This is a genomic window from Deinococcus ficus (genome assembly GCF_003444775.1).
GTDB lineage: Bacteria > Deinococcota > Deinococci > Deinococcales > Deinococcaceae > Deinococcus > Deinococcus ficus.
Genome location: NZ_CP021082.1, coordinates 236,043 through 251,539, shown reverse-complemented (window position 1 = coordinate 251,539; position 15,497 = coordinate 236,043). Strand labels below are relative to the sequence as shown.

General features: G+C 64.5%; 14 protein-coding genes and 1 pseudogene. 10 read left to right on the top strand and 5 right to left on the bottom strand.

The window, feature by feature from the left end:
- The first annotated feature begins 20 nt into the window (after nt 1-20).
- The 6 genes and pseudogenes from DFI_RS14720 to DFI_RS14695 all read left to right on the top strand — a co-directional run.
- Nucleotides 21-746, top strand: a complete 726-nt coding sequence (locus DFI_RS14720; RefSeq protein WP_043779333.1) for an AraC family transcriptional regulator — start codon at nt 21-23, stop codon at nt 744-746.
- 184 nt (nt 747-930) lie between these two features.
- The gene (locus DFI_RS14715) at nt 931-2,631 is read left to right on the top strand and encodes an ABC transporter substrate-binding protein (protein WP_027463993.1); all 1,701 of its coding nucleotides are present in this window, start codon (nt 931-933) and stop codon (nt 2,629-2,631) included.
- 751 nt (nt 2,632-3,382) lie between these two features.
- Nucleotides 3,383-4,156: an AraC family transcriptional regulator gene (locus DFI_RS14710; protein ID WP_051308217.1), complete on the top strand. Its 774-nt coding sequence runs from the start codon at nt 3,383-3,385 to the stop codon at nt 4,154-4,156.
- A gap of 233 nt (nt 4,157-4,389) precedes the next feature.
- The gene (locus DFI_RS14705; RefSeq protein WP_027463994.1) at nt 4,390-4,980 is read left to right on the top strand and encodes a TetR/AcrR family transcriptional regulator; all 591 of its coding nucleotides are present in this window, start codon (nt 4,390-4,392) and stop codon (nt 4,978-4,980) included.
- Entirely contained in the window at nt 4,977-6,188 is a 1,212-nt protein-coding gene (locus DFI_RS14700) for a DUF418 domain-containing protein (RefSeq protein ID WP_043779341.1), read from the top strand. The genes DFI_RS14705 and DFI_RS14700 overlap by 4 nt, the downstream gene beginning before the upstream one ends.
- 104 nt (nt 6,189-6,292) lie before the next feature.
- Nucleotides 6,293-7,316: pseudogene (locus tag DFI_RS14695) on the top strand (IS4 family transposase); the annotation flags it as partial.
- A 23-nt stretch (nt 7,317-7,339) separates the two neighbouring features.
- Here the strand turns inward: DFI_RS14695 and DFI_RS14690 are convergent.
- Nucleotides 7,340-7,909, bottom strand: coding sequence for a GrpB family protein (locus DFI_RS14690; RefSeq protein ID WP_244940395.1), 570 nt, complete (start codon nt 7,907-7,909; stop codon nt 7,340-7,342).
- Between the two features lie 527 nt (nt 7,910-8,436).
- Nucleotides 8,437-11,058 (bottom strand): M9 family metallopeptidase, encoded by a 2,622-nt coding sequence (locus DFI_RS14685; protein WP_081425982.1) that lies wholly within the window; start codon nt 11,056-11,058, stop codon nt 8,437-8,439.
- 369 nt (nt 11,059-11,427) lie between these two features.
- Between DFI_RS14685 and DFI_RS14680 the strand changes: the two genes are divergently transcribed.
- Nucleotides 11,428-11,697: a transposase gene (locus DFI_RS14680; protein WP_027463995.1), complete on the top strand. Its 270-nt coding sequence runs from the start codon at nt 11,428-11,430 to the stop codon at nt 11,695-11,697.
- On the top strand, nt 11,694-12,605 hold the full coding sequence (locus DFI_RS14675) for an IS3 family transposase (RefSeq protein ID WP_027463996.1): 912 nt from the start codon (nt 11,694-11,696) through the stop codon (nt 12,603-12,605). Before DFI_RS14680 ends, DFI_RS14675 begins: the two co-directional genes overlap by 4 nt.
- A gap of 47 nt (nt 12,606-12,652) precedes the next feature.
- Here DFI_RS14675 and DFI_RS14670 read toward each other — a convergent pair whose 3' ends face one another.
- Nucleotides 12,653-13,210 carry a hypothetical protein gene (locus DFI_RS14670; RefSeq protein WP_027463997.1) on the bottom strand — a complete coding sequence of 186 codons (558 nt, stop codon included), beginning with the start codon at nt 13,208-13,210 and terminating at the stop codon, nt 12,653-12,655.
- 124 nt (nt 13,211-13,334) lie between these two features.
- The gene (locus DFI_RS14665) at nt 13,335-13,700 is read right to left on the bottom strand and encodes a hypothetical protein (protein WP_027463998.1); all 366 of its coding nucleotides are present in this window, start codon (nt 13,698-13,700) and stop codon (nt 13,335-13,337) included.
- A 153-nt stretch (nt 13,701-13,853) separates the two neighbouring features.
- Here DFI_RS14665 and DFI_RS14660 point away from each other — a divergent pair, with 153 nt between their 5' ends.
- Both DFI_RS14660 and DFI_RS14655 read left to right on the top strand, forming a co-directional pair.
- Nucleotides 13,854-14,174 carry a universal stress protein gene (locus tag DFI_RS14660; RefSeq protein ID WP_027463999.1) on the top strand — a complete coding sequence of 107 codons (321 nt, stop codon included), beginning with the start codon at nt 13,854-13,856 and terminating at the stop codon, nt 14,172-14,174.
- A gap of 6 nt (nt 14,175-14,180) precedes the next feature.
- Nucleotides 14,181-14,687, top strand: coding sequence for a universal stress protein (locus DFI_RS14655; protein WP_051308220.1), 507 nt, complete (start codon nt 14,181-14,183; stop codon nt 14,685-14,687).
- Between the two features lie 42 nt (nt 14,688-14,729).
- On the opposite strand, the gene DFI_RS14650 is transcribed toward DFI_RS14655, so the two are convergent.
- Nucleotides 14,730-15,347, bottom strand: coding sequence for a LiaF domain-containing protein (locus tag DFI_RS14650; protein WP_027464001.1), 618 nt, complete (start codon nt 15,345-15,347; stop codon nt 14,730-14,732).
- Between the last annotated feature and the right edge of the window lie 150 nt (nt 15,348-15,497).

Below are 15,497 nucleotides of genomic sequence, written 5' to 3'. Positions count from 1 at the left end.
GATTCCTGCATACTTTTCCCGTGCGTCTCCCGCCTGTGACTGACCTTCCCCTCGCCGGGTACGCCACACTGCTCGAACTCGCCGACTACCTCCCCGACTGCGTCGTCTTCCTCAAAGACGCGCAGGCGCGGTACATCTACGCCAACCAGACGCTGCTGCAGCGCCTGCACGTCCGGGACGCGGCCGACCTGGTCGGCCGGACCTCCAGCGACCTGTTCCCAGGCAACCTCGGGGAAAGCTTCACGCACCAGGACCGCCGGGTCCTGGCCGGGCAGCCCCTGACGGAACACCTCGAACTGCACCTTTACCCGAACGGCCGCACCGGGTGGTGCCTCACCACCAAGCGAGCCCTGCACGACGGGAAGGCCGTTGTCGGACTGCTCGGGCTGTCCCGCGACCTCGGCGCCGGGCGCAGTGACCTGCCGCAACTCAACCGCGCGGTCCAGCACCTGCACGACCACCATGACCGTCCCCTGGACGTCGGCACCCTCGCCGCGATCGCCGGGATGAGCGTCTCCAGTTTCGAACGCCAGGTCAAACGCGTGTACGGCCTGACCCCGACTCAGCTGCTGATCCGTTCGCGCCTCGAAGCGGCCACCCGGCAGCTGACCACCACCGACGACTCCATCGCCCAGGTCGCCTTCGAGTGCGGGTATGCCGATCACAGCGCGTTCACCCGCGCCTTCCGGCAGACCACGGGCCTGACCCCCCGCCAGTTCCGGCAGATCACCCGCCCCGGGCACTGAACCCGCAGCCGCCCACTTCCCCTGCCCGGTATGCCGCATGGGTCACGCCGGGCAGGCGTTCGTACAAGACGGCAGGTGGAGGCCTCCCCTACGGTAGAGGTGCTCACGCACAACCTGCCTCTCAGCCGGCGCGCTGCCCAAGGCCACCGGCCACACCCCATCCCCTCACTCCTGGAGGTCTCACATGCACCACGCCTTCGCCCCGGCCCTGCTGGCCGGCCTGCTCCTGGGTTCACCTGCACTGGCGGCTTCATCCAAGGACACCCTCGTGATCCAGGCGTCCGCGGACGTGCCGACCCTCGACCCGGCCATCGCGTACGACACCACTTCCCTGGGGCTGATCGCCCAGATGTACGACACGCTCCTGACCTACCAAGGCACCAGTCTCAGCCGCCTCAAACCCATGCTCGCGACCCGCTGGGCAGCGACGGACGGCGGCCGGCGCTTCACGTTCACGCTCCGCCCGAACGTCAAATTCCATAGTGGCGCTCCATTCACCTGCGCGGACGCCGAGTACACCTTCCGCCGCAACCTCGTCACCAACTCCAGCGAAAGCAGCAACTGGTTCCTCGCCGAGAGCCTCCTCGGCACCAGCCGCAACGCCAACGACGACAAGACCATCACCTGGGCCCGCATTCAAAAGGCCGTCCAGTGCACCAACGGCCAGCTCGTGTTCACCCTGCCGAAAGCCGACCCGGCCTTCCTGTCCAAACTCGTGTACACCGGCCAGGTCATCGTGAACCGGGCGTACAGCGCGTCCATCGGCGAATGGGACGGCACCGAGAAGACGTGGAAAGCCTGGGTGGGCAAACTCACCCCAGGCAGCGCCCTGTCCAGGAAACCCAACGGCACCGGGCCCTACCAGCTCGTCCGTGCCGACGCCACCACGCACCTGTTCACCGCCTTCAGCGGGTACTGGGGCAACCCGCCCGCGATCAAGCAGGTGCTGCGCCAGCGCGTGGCTGAACCCGCCACACGCCAGCAGGCCTTCCTGCGCGGCGACGCCGACCTGATCGAAGGCAGCGGCCGCGCCGCGGATGAAGCGCAGATGCGCGGCCGGCCCGGAGTCGGCTGGACGGACGGCCTGCCGAGCACGCAGGCCTGGGCGATCCTGATGAACCAGCAGATCAAACCCGGCGCGCTCGGCAGCGGGAAACTGGACGGCAAGGGCGTTCCCCCTGACTTCTTCAAAGACGCCGCCCTCCGCCAGGCGTTCACCGCTGCCTTCAACTACGGGCAGTACATCCGAGATCAGCTCAAAGGCCAGGGATTCCAGCGCACCATGCTGCTGCCCGAGACGTTCCCCGGGTACGACCCCAGCGCCCCGAAAGCCACCTACGACCCGAAACGGGCCACGGAGTTGTTCCGCAAGGCCTGGGGCGGCAAAGTCTGGACGTCCGGGTTCACGCTCACCGCGCACTACCGCGCCGGCAGCGCCGCTCAGCAGACCGCACTTGAGGTGCTCAAAAGCAGCATCGAGTCCATCAACCCGAAGTTCCGCATCAACGTCCAGCCCAAACCCTGGAGTGACCTGCTCTCCAGTGACAACCGCGGCCGTGAACCCCTCGTGATGATGGGCTGGTCCCCGGACTACGCCGACGCCGACAATTTCGTGTACACCTTCTACCACAGCAAGGGGTACTACGGAGACTGGCTCAACTGGAACGACGCGACCGCCGACCGCCTCATCGACCAGGCACGAAGCACCGTCACGCCAGCTCAGCGCAACGGGCTCTACCGGCAGCTGGCCAGGCGGGCGTACACCCAGGCCCCGTTCATCCTGATCCCCGCCGAGCGGGAGTACCGCTTCTACCGCAGTGAGGTGACCGGCTGGGTCTTCAACCCCGTCCTGCCCGTCGCCTGGAAAGACCTGGTGAAGCGGTAATCCCGGCACGCCCCGACAACGCCGGGCCTGCCGTGAACATGGACGCCCTGATCAAGCTGGCGGTGAGCTGTGAACGGGGCTGTGTTCGGGTGCGAGGATGCCTGCTGGCCGGCTCTGGCTCTCCTGAATCCCGGATTGAGGAGGCGAGCCGGAGCGGCCGGCACGATGGGGGTCGGGGCCTCGGCGAACCAGGCTGCGGGCCTGTGCGCCTCCCCTGTGGAGTCAGGTAGGACTCGATTCTCTCCTGCCCTTCATCGGATTGAGACGTGCGTGATTGTGCAGGAATCGGCAATTTTCGGTGCGTTACCAGTCAAGACATTGGCGATGCACAATACTACGCTGATACCATGGCGTCCTTCACTCCAGTTGTGCTGGACACGGCGTGTCATGCCTTCCTCGTCAGGCTTTCACGGCCCACTCGGGAGCGGCGGCTGGTCCGCTCCCGGTTCGATCAAGTCACCGAATGCCGTGCTGTTCATCGCCCGGACGCTCCAGCCACGGAGCAGCTCCTTGATGTCGCGCGCCCTGAACAGAAACACGCCCGGCTGAGGGGGCTTTCCGCGTGGTTTCGGTGTGATGTCCCTGCTGGGGACCAGTGGCGGCAGAACCGGGGCAGCCAATGCCCGCAGATCATGCCTGCTGGGGCCCCTGTGAAGGGGGAGAGTCAGGGTTTCAAGCGTGGCAGTGCTGTCCTCGAGAGGCGCTCCCTTGCCCTGCGGCTCCCCCCCCGACGTCAAGGCGGCCACCAGTAATGCACTTTCCTCTTCCCTCCACGCCCACCGAGTGGCACCAGTTCGCCGGTACCCTGTTCGGCGTTTTCGATTACGTTCCCGATACCGTCTTTTTCATCAAGGATGCGGATCGGAGGTACCTGCATGCCAACACCACCCTGTTGGAGCGGCTGCACTGCCCGGATCTGGCCGCCCTGGTCGGCAAGCGTGTCGAGGAAGTGTTCCCGGGCGCCTTGAGCCTTTCCTACGCCGTTCAGGACAGCACCGTGCTGCAGGGAGGGCGCCTCGTCGAGCACCTGGAGCTTCACCTCTACCCCTCTGGAGCCCAGGGCTGGTGTCTCACGACGAAGCAGCCCCTCCGGGACGAGGGCGGTCGTATTCGCGCGTTGCTCGGGATTTCGCGGGATGTGTCCCTGCCTGCTGGTGAGGCAGGGTACGCGCGTGCCCTGCGTCTGATTCAGGAGGAGTACGCCCGGCCTCTGTCCGTGCTCGAGATCGCGCGGGCCGCGGGCGTCAGTCGCGCCACCCTGCAGCGCCAGGTCAAGAGGGCGTGTCAGCTTTCCCCGAAACAACTCCTGACCCGCGTGCGGCTCGACGCGGGCCTGCGCCTGCTTCAGACCACCGATCACACGGTCGGGCAGATTGCCCTGGAGTGCGGCTACTACGATCACAGCGCGTTCACGCGCGCTTTTCATGCCGCGCTGGGGCTCACACCCGCGGAGTACCGCGCGCTCCTGCAGGGCCGCGAGAGTGGACCGGACGCGCACCCGGAAGACGCCCCTGCCCGTCCCTGAGAGGAAGGTTTGGCATTCACGGATAGCGCATTGACCCTCTCCAGCGACCGGTCTGAGCTGATACTCCCGTGGCTTTTCGAAGGTCGGTTTGGGCAGCGGTCTCGTGTGCTGGTCTGATCGCCTGAGGTGAGCTTCGATCGTTATGCACCTGGAAATGGCATTGACAGGTCTGCCCTGGCCCCCTAGGCTTCATCTACCGACCGACCGGTAGATGAAGCTGACTGGAGGCTCCGATGAAAGGCAACCCCGATACGCTGCGAAAAATCCTCACCCACACCTACGACCTGATCGCCGAGGAAGGCATCGACCGGACCGCCCTCTCCGCCCTCGCCCAGCGCGTCGGTATCGCCAAACCCACCCTCTACTACTACTTCCCCACCAAAGACGACCTGATCGCCGCCCTGTTCGAAGAAGTCAGAGTCATCGCCTCCTACGACTCCAGCTTCAAACGTCGTCCCGCCCCGGACGAACCCTTCGAAGCGCAACTGATCCGGGACGGCGTTCAGTCACTCGAAGCGCTCGCCCAGAACCCCAGCTTCTCCCGCGTGCTCCACGAGTACTTCGCCCTCGGGCTGCGGGAAGGCCGCTACCATGACGGGCTCCAGCAGATCACCCTCAGTTACCCGCAGGGCTTCGAAACGCTTCTCTCGCAGGCCGTCGAGAGCGGGCACCTCCGGGCCCCCCGAACCTCCATTCCGCTCACCGCTACCCTGCTCGCCCTGACCTTCGACGGCCTCAGCAACCAACTGATCCTCGGGCTCGATGTCCCATTCGCGGACCTCTGGGCCACTCAAGTACACCTGCTGCTGGGTGACCCCGCATGACTGGCGCCGACCGGCTCCACGTGATCGACGCCCTGCGCGGGCTTGCCCTCCTGGGCATCCTGCTGGTCAACATTCTGGTGTTCGCCACCCCCTACTACGCCACCGGCCTGCCCGACCCGGCCGTGCGCGGCCCCCTCGACCAGGCGCTCTATGCCCTCATCACCCTGCTGTTCGAAACGAAGTTCTACCTGCTGTTCTCCTTTCTCTTCGGTTACAGCTTCACCCTGCAGATGACGGCCGCCACTCGCGCCGGCGCCTCCTTTCGGCCCCGCATGCTGCGCCGGCTGCTGGGCCTGGCGGTCATCGGCGTCCTGCACGCCCTGCTGCTGTACCACGGAGACATCCTGACCATCTACGCCCTGCTTGGTGTGATTCTCGTCCTGGCCGAGCACTGGGACGCCCGCCGGGCCACCCGCGTGGCCCTGATCCTCCTGGGCGTCAATGCCCTGGTGTGGTTCGTGCTCTCCGGTCTGGCGTTCGCTGAGCCCACGGCCTTCGCCACGGACGCCGCGGCCGAGCTCAGACATGTGCGGCAAGCCCTCACGGGGTTCACCGGGTTACCCGGTGAGGTCGTTGCCGAGCATGCGCGACAGTACCGGTCCACCTGGCCGGTCCTCATGGCGCTGCAGGGGGTCAGTGCCCTGGCTGCCTTCCTGCTGGGCTTCGCCGCCGGCAAGCTGGACGTCTTCCAATCGCTTGAGCGTGCCCAGCCCGTCCTCGGGAAGATGCTCCGCCTCGGGCTGCCGGTCGGCGTCCTGGGGGCCATGGTGTACACCGGGACGGTGCACCTGAACGTCTCCGAACCTGTCAAGGTCCTGGGCTTCGCGCTGGACACCTTCACCGCCCCGTTTCTCACGGCGGCCTACGTGGCCCTGTTCACCCTGACCTGGCCGCGCCATGCAGGGAAACTCTACTGGTTGGTGCCCGCGGGGCGGCTGGCCCTCAGCAACTACCTCGGGCAGTCCCTGATGTGCAGCCTGATCTTTCACGGCTACGGGCTGAAGCTGATGGGCCAGGTGAGCCTCTTGGAAATCGCCGGGATCGCTCTGGCCCTGTTCGCCGTTCAGGTCTGGTTCAGCCACAGGTGGTTGTCCCGCTTTCAGTACGGCCCAGCGGAATGGGTGCTCAGGGGAGTTACCACCCTGAGCGTCCCAAGACTCAAGTGCACCGAAGTCCTGAGCCCCAGGAAGCCAGGTCGCGCGGCATAGGACCACTGAAGGCCGCCGTGGCCCTTCCAGGTGTTGCGAACCTGACTACCCTTCAAAACGCACAGTAGGCAGCAGAAAGTCAGCTCCTATACGGTGTTCCTGCGATGAGAACCCCTAGGACCCGACCACCTCACGACACCCTGCAGACCGCCTTGCGGTCTGCTTTCCCTCTGGACGCTCGCCGCCTCGTCGTCTTCACGGCACTGATCCTGGCGGTCATTCAGGCGCGTACCGTCGTCCTGTACAGCTTAAAGACGCACGTCGCCCTCCCAGGCTCGTTAACGACTCGGTATCAGCGGCTCTGCCGGTTCGTCCAGTTTCCGTTTCCTGAGGCACTGTTCCCCCGATTCGCCTTGTCCTTTCTCCCGCCCGGCCCAATCGACCTCATTCTTGACCGCACCAACTGGAAACTTGGACAGCAGGACGTCAATATTCTCCTGCTCTCTGCTGTGTGGAACGGGTTCAGTTTACCGCTGATGTGGACACTGCTCCCGCACGGTGGGGCCAGTCGTTCCTGTGTCCGGGAAGCGCTCGTGGAGCGCTTCCTGAAGCTCTGCCCAGATCGGGAGATCCGGTGCCTGCTCGCGGATCGTGAATTCATTGGGCAGCACTGGTTTCGATTCCTCGACCAGCACGGGGTTGCACCCTGCATTCGTCTCCCAGCTCGCGCCACGATCGGCGCGCACAGCATGCCGGTCTGGGCAGTCTTCAAGAACCTTGAGGTGGGTGAAGTCAGGGTCTGGCATCGCCGGACCCGCATCTACGGCATGAATCTGCGGGTGGCGGCCACAAAAAACGCAGCCGGTGACATGTTGTACCTGGCGTATCGGGGGCACGCCCTGCCGAACATGCGCCGGTATGCCCTGCGCTGGCAAGCAGAAAATCTGCACGCCGCATTGAAAACCAGAGGGGTCAACCTGGAAGATACGGGTCTGACGCGCGCCGAACGAGTGTCTTCTCTCCTGACGGTCGTCAGTGTTGCCTTCATCTGGGCATGTGTGACGGGCGAGATCGCGGCACGTCGAACGGTCACCACAGTGAAGAAACACGGACCTCCAGGATCTTCTACTACATCCATCTCGTAGGTCCTGGCATAGCTTGGCCGCCCTGATGACCGCGCTGAGCTCAGATTGTCCTTCAACTCGTCAGCGTCACGCGTCCGTTGACGGTACTGACCAATTGGTAGCCTCAGCCCAAATGAACGCACCGGCCATCAGGGTATCGAAGACCGGATCCTTGATGGCATAGTACGCCGCCTGATCTGCCGGGAAGTATCCGGCGAGTTGACGCTTGATCTCCGCGTACGCGTCCCGTGCCATGGGGTTTGCTCGGAGATAGTCTCGGCATAGCAAGGCGTACCGCTGGTTGTAACGTCCGTCCTGTCTCACGTGAAGATGTACGCGTGGCTCTGGCCGAAAGTAATAACGTTTCTCCAAGTCGTCTGGGCGGATGGTCTGACCAGGAGGGCAGTGATCTCGAACCACCGTTTCCCTGTAAATGAAGCCCAGGTTCTCCAGGGGGACACGAATTGGGACATCAAGCCGCGTAACGGTGAGCTGTACATCAAGGACATCCTTGGCATCAAGCCCAGGGACACTCGTGGAGCCAATGTGGTGGATCGCCAGTGCGTGCGGCCCAAGTGTGGCTCGCAGGGCGCTTCCCAGACTGGCAAATTGGGCAGGCCAGAGTGGGTTATACGGATGAATGACGATTTCCTTCACCAGTGCAGTGTAGAGGAGACCTGTACTCATAGCCTCATCTAGATTGCTGATATTGAGCAAGAAAAAGCGAATCTCCATCCGTATGCTTCTTGTCGATAGTGGTGGGCCTACACTCTGTTTTGAAGGGTAGTCAAGACGTTGATTTCTCGCACACTGATCATTAAGGCCTCCATGTATCCGTGTTGGTTTTGGATAGGGTGTTTCGAACCCTCTTCTGTGCCAATTGTTTTCAATTGGCAGTCTTTGTTACACTCATATCCGAAAGATATTGAGCCCCTTCCCTGTTGTTGACGACTGTCGGCGAGGGTAGAGATGGACAGGCACTTGGGCCTGACCTCAACCATGACCCATTGTTCCATTCCTCCTCATCCCCGCCCGGCAAAGTTTGCCAAGCCTCACGCCCAGTTTTGAGGAGTAGTCAGGTTGCGAACACGATTTACGCGCGAGTTCTGACCAGCAACAGAAACAGGAAAGGAGGCTCTGGGGCCTCCTTTCCTGTGGTGTCTGCATGTCCCGCGTCAGCTGGCCTACCAGTTCGTCTGGATGGTGACGTTGCTGTAGGGCGCGGTGGCCCCGATCGTGAAGTAGTGCAGGCCAGCGGCCGGCTGATTGATGGTGATGGTCTCGGTGTTCGCCGCCCCCGTGGACTTCTGCGTGTAGGTGGAGCTGGTGGCCCAGCTGGAGCGGTTGTAGTACAGGTCAGCGTTCCCGGTGCCGCCGGAGAGCGTCACCTTCACCGACGGCGTACCGGCGGGAATGTCCACGTAGAAGTACTTGAAGTCGTACGTGGAGCTCAGGCCGCTGCGCTTGCAGTTCTTCCCGAGGAGGTTCGCGTCCGTGGTGGGGCACTCCGTCACGCCTGGTGTGGGTTCCGTGGGCGTGGTCGCACCGCTTGTCGTGGACGACACGGACACGCCGGAGAACGCACTCTGGCCGTACAGCGAGAAGTAGTGGTACCCGGGCGCCGGGTTCTGAATCACGAGACGCTCCTCATTTCCTGCGGTGGTGGAACGCTGTGTGCTGTTGCCCTGCGTCGCCCAGCTGGACGGCGAGTAGTACAGGTGCGCGTCGCCCGTACCACCACTGACCCGGATGTCCAGTGTCTTCGCGCCAGACGGCACCAGGGCGTAGAAGTAACGGTAGTCGCCGGCCGGCCCGGACACGTTCGCCCGCTGGCATTCGGTGATGTTCTCCGTGCTCGTGCACGGCCCGAGGCCCGGGGTGGGTGTGGGATCGGGATCGGGGTTGGGGTTGTTCTTCAGGTTCAGCGCCCAATCACGGAATTCTCCGTCGTACGCCGATCCGATGGAGGTGCGCATGAAGCTCGCGTACCCGGTGTAATCCTTGCTCCGCATGCGCGAGAGGATGGTCTTCACTTCATTGGGGTGACGCTCGAACATGAACCGCGCGGCCAGGTAACCCCAGTTGTACACGCGGGTCTGACCGCTGTTGTAGTCGTTCTGGAAGATGGTGCTCAGGGCGTACGTCGCCTTCGCCGCTTCGTTCAGGGCGGCGGTGTAGGGGAGGCCGCGGTAGGAGTAAGCGATGTACTCCGCCGTGCCTTCGATCCACCACACGGTCTTCTCGCTGATGGAGTCCGTGAAGTCACCCGCCATGTTGAAGCGGCCGTCGAGGTAGTGGGCGTACTCGTGGTTCAGGTTCCAGATTTCGAAGGTGGGCTGCCAGTCGGCCCGGTAGGCGATGAACCGCGCCTGGTTGCCCTGAACGCTCGGGTCACCTTCGAGGTACATCCCGCCGTTGTTCGTGTCGATGCCGTACAGCACGCCAGCGTACGTCTCGTAATCGCTGCTGCTGTTGAACACGACCAGTTCAAGCTTGTCGTTGAAGTCGTTGGCGACCGGTTGACGGTTCGTGGCGAGTTTCGTGTGGAAGTACGTTTCCTCGTTGATCACGGACGTGCAGGTCGCCTGGATCTGTGCGCTGGTCATCGACTGGGCTTTGAGCGTCAGCGTGGGGCTGCAGTTGTACGTCGTGCCGAGCACGGTCTGCGCCAGCCTGGTCTTGAAGCCGCACAGACCGTACGGGGTGCAGTCGTCGTAGTAGTCGACCATCTCGGCGATGCCCACCCAGAGTTTGGCCGTGGGGCCGGTCATGCTGCTGCGGTTCAGGAGGGCCGTGAGTTCCGGGCGGAGAACCGGCCGGAGTTCGGTGTACTGCAGGAACCGCGCCGCTTCACGCCCGGCGTTGGCGACCAGGTAGTCGTCACTGCCACCCAGCAGGCTGAAGTGCTTGTTCGCAAAGGCGGTCAGTTCCTTCGTGATGCTCGGGTCCTGCTTCACGGCCGTCTGGAATTCCGGCACGTAGTGGCCGCGGAACAGGACGGTGAACGCGGCGTTCGTGCCGGCTTTCATCCCGCGGGAGGTGTGAATGGCCGGATCGAACTGACGCAGCACGCGCTTGACGATCGGAAGGCCGTACGCGTTCTCGGACGAGCTGTCGATGAGCGTCATGTACTCGGAGAGGATCTGCCCGTGCGCGTCAGAGTTCGCGGTGAACGACGCGTTGTTCGCGAACGCATCCAGGGCGGAACGGATCGCGGTTTTCAGCGGGGCGCCGTACGAGCCGATGACGGTCGGATTGTAGTACTGCACGTAGTAGCCGGCACGGAGGAACAGCAGCAGCTGCTCGATGCCGTTGTTGCTGCCGGCGTAACTCAGGGCGCGGGTTTTCATGCCGTTCGCCGCGGAGACCATCTGGCCTTCGCTGAACGTGCGAGCGCCTTGGGAGGCACTGAGGCTGAAGAGCTCGTTGATGCACTCGGGGGTCGAGTTGACGATCTGCTGCACGAGGCTGTCCCCCGTGCTGGTGAACGCGGACGTGTTGCATCCGGCGAGCGCCTGGCTGCTGAGCTCCGTGCCGTGGTTGTAGTCCCTTCTGAAGATGCTGCGGTCGGAGGTGTGCGGGGTGCGGATGGAAGGCTCGACTGCCTGCCGCTGAGTGTGAACGGGCTCGCTCTGAATGCGCAGGCTTCCTCCGACGGGCGGGGGCCGGGTGTCGGATCCGCCCGTGACCGGGGTCTGGGGGAACGGGGTGGGCGTTGCCGTTCCAGTGTCGGGGGTTGCCGGTCCGTTGGAACAGGAGGCGAGAAGCAGCAAACTACATAAGACGAGCCATCTGGGTGTGGACATGGGAACTCCAAGGGCAAAGGCGGCGTGCTCCCGCAGCGGAGCCGCGGAACGGGAAAGAAGACGACCCAGGGGGTCAAACGCAGGAACAAGAGCCGGCCTGAAGGCCCGGCGCCTGGTAAAGCACCTCCTAGGTGATTTTCCGGCTGTCCCCAGGTCAGGCCAGCACACGGGCAGTGCCGTGCAGCATGGCCTGAACGCATTGAGGAGTCGGTAAGGCTAAGGGTAGGCCGTCAGGATTCCGCCGTCTTGGTGAACTCATCCATCCCATGAATCAAACTGCACACCTGGTCTGCTCCCCGAAAACTGGACGGTCAGGGCTAGACACTGAGGCTCGCCCCCAGCCCTAGGCTGGAAAGCGAGGCCACATCCATGAAAACCCGCCAATTCAGCGAAGACCAGATCATCAAGCTGCTCCAGGACGCCAAAAAGGGTGAGAAGCCCGTCGAAGAGCTCTGCCGCGACCTGGGATGCAGCACCGCGTCCTTCTACGCCTGGAAGAAGAAATACGGCGACACCAGCCCTGACGAAGCCAAACGGCTTCGTCAGCTCGAGAAGGACAATGCCCGTCTCCTGCGGATCGTCGGCCAGCAGCGCCTCGAGATCGACGCGATGAGGGACGTGATTCAGAAAAAGCGGTGACGCCCACCGAGAAGCGTGCCGTGGCGAGGGAACTCGTCACGGCACGGGTCAAGCCCGAACGGGCTTGTTTCCTGGTGGGCCTGCCCAAATCCACCTGGTATTACCAGAACAAACCGCGCCAGGACGATGAACTTCGGCAGCGCATCTGTGAGCTGGCCCTGCTCCATCCACGGCGGGGCTACCGGTTCATTCATGCCCTGCTCCTGCAGGAAGGGCATCACCTCAACCGGAAGAAAGTCCGGCGCCTCTGGCGTGAGGAGGCGCTGACGGTCAAGGCCAAGGTTCGCAGAAAAATCCGAACAGGCACGTCCATTCCTATGCAGGCCGAATTCCCCGCCCACGTGTGGACCTACGACTTCATCTTTGATCAAACCCTGGAGGGAAGCACGCTGAAAATCCTGACCCTCACCGATGAATTCACCCGTCAGTCCCTGGCCCTGCGGGTGGCCGAGTCCTTCACATCCATGGATGTGAAGGACGTCCTGCACGAGGTCATCGCCCCGCGCGGTGCGCCTGGATTCATCCGCAGCGACAACGGCCCGGAGTTCATTGCCCGTGATCTGGGGATCTGGTTGGCGGTCCAAGAGATCGGCACCCGGTTCATTCAGCCCGGAAAACCGTGGCAGAACGGCTTTGCCGAGAGTTTTCACTCTCGGCTGCGGGAGGAGTTTCTGAACCAGGAGGTGTTCTACTCGGCCCGTCACGCTCAGGTGGTCCTGGATGGCTACCGCGAGTTTTTCAACGCCAGGAGGCCACATTCTTCACTGGGTTACCGGACGCCCGACCAGTTTGCTGAGCAGGCCAGGGGGCGGCCTGACGCCCCCCTTTGCGGACAGGACACCGCAAATGTGGTCGTGAGGCCGTCCCCTGGTCGAGAAAGAAGCGTCCGTGCGGTACCCTGCTCCTGAGCCGAGTCTCTACTCGAAACCGTCCAAACTTTGGGGCCAGCCCATGTTCAGGGCCGGTCGAACACCTGGTGGAAGCGCTGGCGGGGATACTCGCCCACGCCGTGCACGAACACGCTCTGACTGGTCACCTCGCTGATCTGCACCAGCCGCCCGCTTTGGCGTCCCTTCCAGGTCTCCCCGGCCTGCACGGCGGGAAAGGCCGCCTGGGCGCGGCGGTCGGCGGCCGTGAGGTACGCCCCGCCGTGCGCCACGGGAGAGGCGGCCTGGGTGGGGGCCGGGCCGTGCGGGTCGGGGGCGCTGATCAGGCGGTCCAGGGCCTGAATCGCCAGGGTGCGCCAGGGCCGGCCGGTGGTTTCGGCGGCGTCCTGCGCGGCGTGCCGGGCGCTGAGGACCTCGGCTTCGGTGAGTTTCAGCCAGTCTGCGCGGGGGCGTCCGGTACCGGGCGTGCATTCGTTGAGGATCCCGGCGTTCACGGCGCGCAGGCCGCCGACCAGGGCGATCAGGAGGCGCGCGCCGGGATCGCCGGGCCGCTGGCGCACGCGGCGGCGCAGGTCGTCGGCGGGAATGGGGGTCAGGGCGGCGGTGGCGGGGGGGTCTTCGATCACGGGAGGCCTCAGGGTACGGCCTGGAGCGTAGCGCAGCCGGCCCGGCAGAGGCGGTGCCGGTGTCAGGCACCGGCGCTCCACACAGAAGAGGCGCCCGCAAGGGCGCCACTGACAGGTTGCAGGGTCAGGCGTGGGTGAGCTTGCGGACGAGCATGAAGTTGGCCTTGCCGGCGACGCTCTTCTGGTTGAGCACCCGGTTGTACAACGTCTTCCATTGCCCCTGTGTCCCCGGGCCGAGCGTCAGGGTGGATTTGGCATACGTGGTTCCGTTCTGTCCAGGCGTGCATTCCAGCTGAAGGGTGTTCTTGCCCTTCTTGACGAAGGGAGTGACATCCAGTGAGCCGTCGGCGTTGTGGTGAAGTGCAATGGCCTTCCCGTTCAGAGTGGCCTTCAGCGTGGCGGGTTGATACGTGTCGAATTTTGTGGTGATCACGTACTGCTCAGCCTGCACGGACGCACCCGCCAGAACCAGGAGGCCTGGAAAGGGCACTTTTCGCTTGATTGTATCCTGCCGGCGTTCCGGGCAACCTGGGTGAAGGGCGGAGGGTGGAACTTACGGGTTCCTTCGGGAACAGGCCCAGGGCCGAGGCCGTAGTCCCCCAGGTAGAGTGAGGGTCAGCATCCCCCGCCCTGGAGGTGAACCGTGTTCCGACGAATTCTGGTGCCCCTCAACCGGCCCGCTCCGGATCACCCGCTGCTCCTCGCCACCCGGGCGTGGTTCCCGGGAGCGCAACTGCACCTGTTGCACGTGCTCGTGCCGTTCGACGGGACGGTCACCGAGGCCCTGCGGTACGCGGCCATGCCGGAAACCGATCACGCGCAGGCGCAGTTGCGCCAGGTCCAGCGTGAACTGGAGGCGACCGGGCCGGGAGACGTGGTCGTGTCCGCGCAGCCGGCGGTGGAACTCCTGCGACGCGCGCGCCGTGACCGGTTCGATCTGGTCGTGCTGGGCACCTCCACGTAATCGTTCATGGAAAAACGGGTGCTGGGCTCCGTGGCCGCCGCGGCGGTCCGCCATTCAGCGGTGCCGGTGCTCACCCTGGGTCACGGCGCGCCCGTTCCGGCCCCGCCCAGGAGGATTCTGGCGCTGCAGGACTTTTCCGACGAGGCGCAGCGCGCCGTGCATCTGGCCCGCACCCAGTTTCCGGAGGCAGAAGTGGAACAGCTGCACGTCCTGCCTCACGGCACGGCCACCGGGTTCAGGTCGCCCCGGTCCGCGCCGTACAGCCTGCTGCCCCTGCGGCGTCAGCGCCGCCTGATGGAAAGCCGGCGGCGGCTCGAGGCCCTGGGCGGCGGCGTGCTGCTCGAAGGGGATCCGGCCGGGGTGGCCTTGGCACGCGCTGCGGCGATGCGGGCCGACCTGATCGTGATGGGCCGCTCCGCCAAGGGGATCTGGGAGGGCCTGTTCTTCGGGTCGGTTGCAGGTCGGATGGTCACCTTGTCGCCGATTCCGGTCCTGTCCACCCGACGCCGCTGAGTGTTTCGCCTTACGTCCAGCCACGCCTGACCAGGGTGCCCCTCAACGGGGGAGGGCGGTGCCGGGTTTGTGGACCTCGATGCTGCCGGAGCCCTGCGTGACGGTCACGTTCACCTTTCTCGCGGCGGAAGCGTAGTTGCTGGTCTGGTAGGTGCCCGCCTGGTCGGTGCCGGAGGCGACGTCGACGCCTTCCATGGTGACGCTGCCGACGCCGAGCCGGGTGACGGTGAGTTTCAGGCCGGTGCCGGCCGGCACGTACAGGCTGAGCGCGCCGACGTCCTTGCGGATGGTGGCGGTGGTGCTGCTGCCGAACGCGACGTTCGTCTCGCCGTTCTGATGGTTGACGTTCAGGCGGGGGACGGTGAGGCCCGCGAGCAGCAGGTTCACGGCGCCCGTGTCGTGTTTGACGTTCAGGGTGACGGGCAGCTTGGGACTCAGCCCGACCGCCCAGGCGCCCACGTCATGGCGAGCGGAGACGTAAGCCACGCCGTTGCGGACAGCGGGCTGGTTCACACCGAGGGTGGGGGAGACCCGGGTGTTGAGGCTGACGGTGAGTTCGCCCGCGTTCTGGGTGAGGCTGACATCCACGCTGGAGTACGCGGCGGCGAGGGCCGTGACGCTCAGGCCGAGAACGAGAGGAAGGAAGGAAAGGGTCCGCATGCGTGCTACCTCCTGCAGGTCGGGCCGGGACGCTCCCGCCGCACGGGGAAGGTGCACGTCCGCGCCGGCGGTTGACTCCTGCCGGGCCCGCTGTTCTGAGACAAGCGCGAAGTGCGGTGAAAAAGGTGAGCCCTGACACGCTGATGCCCA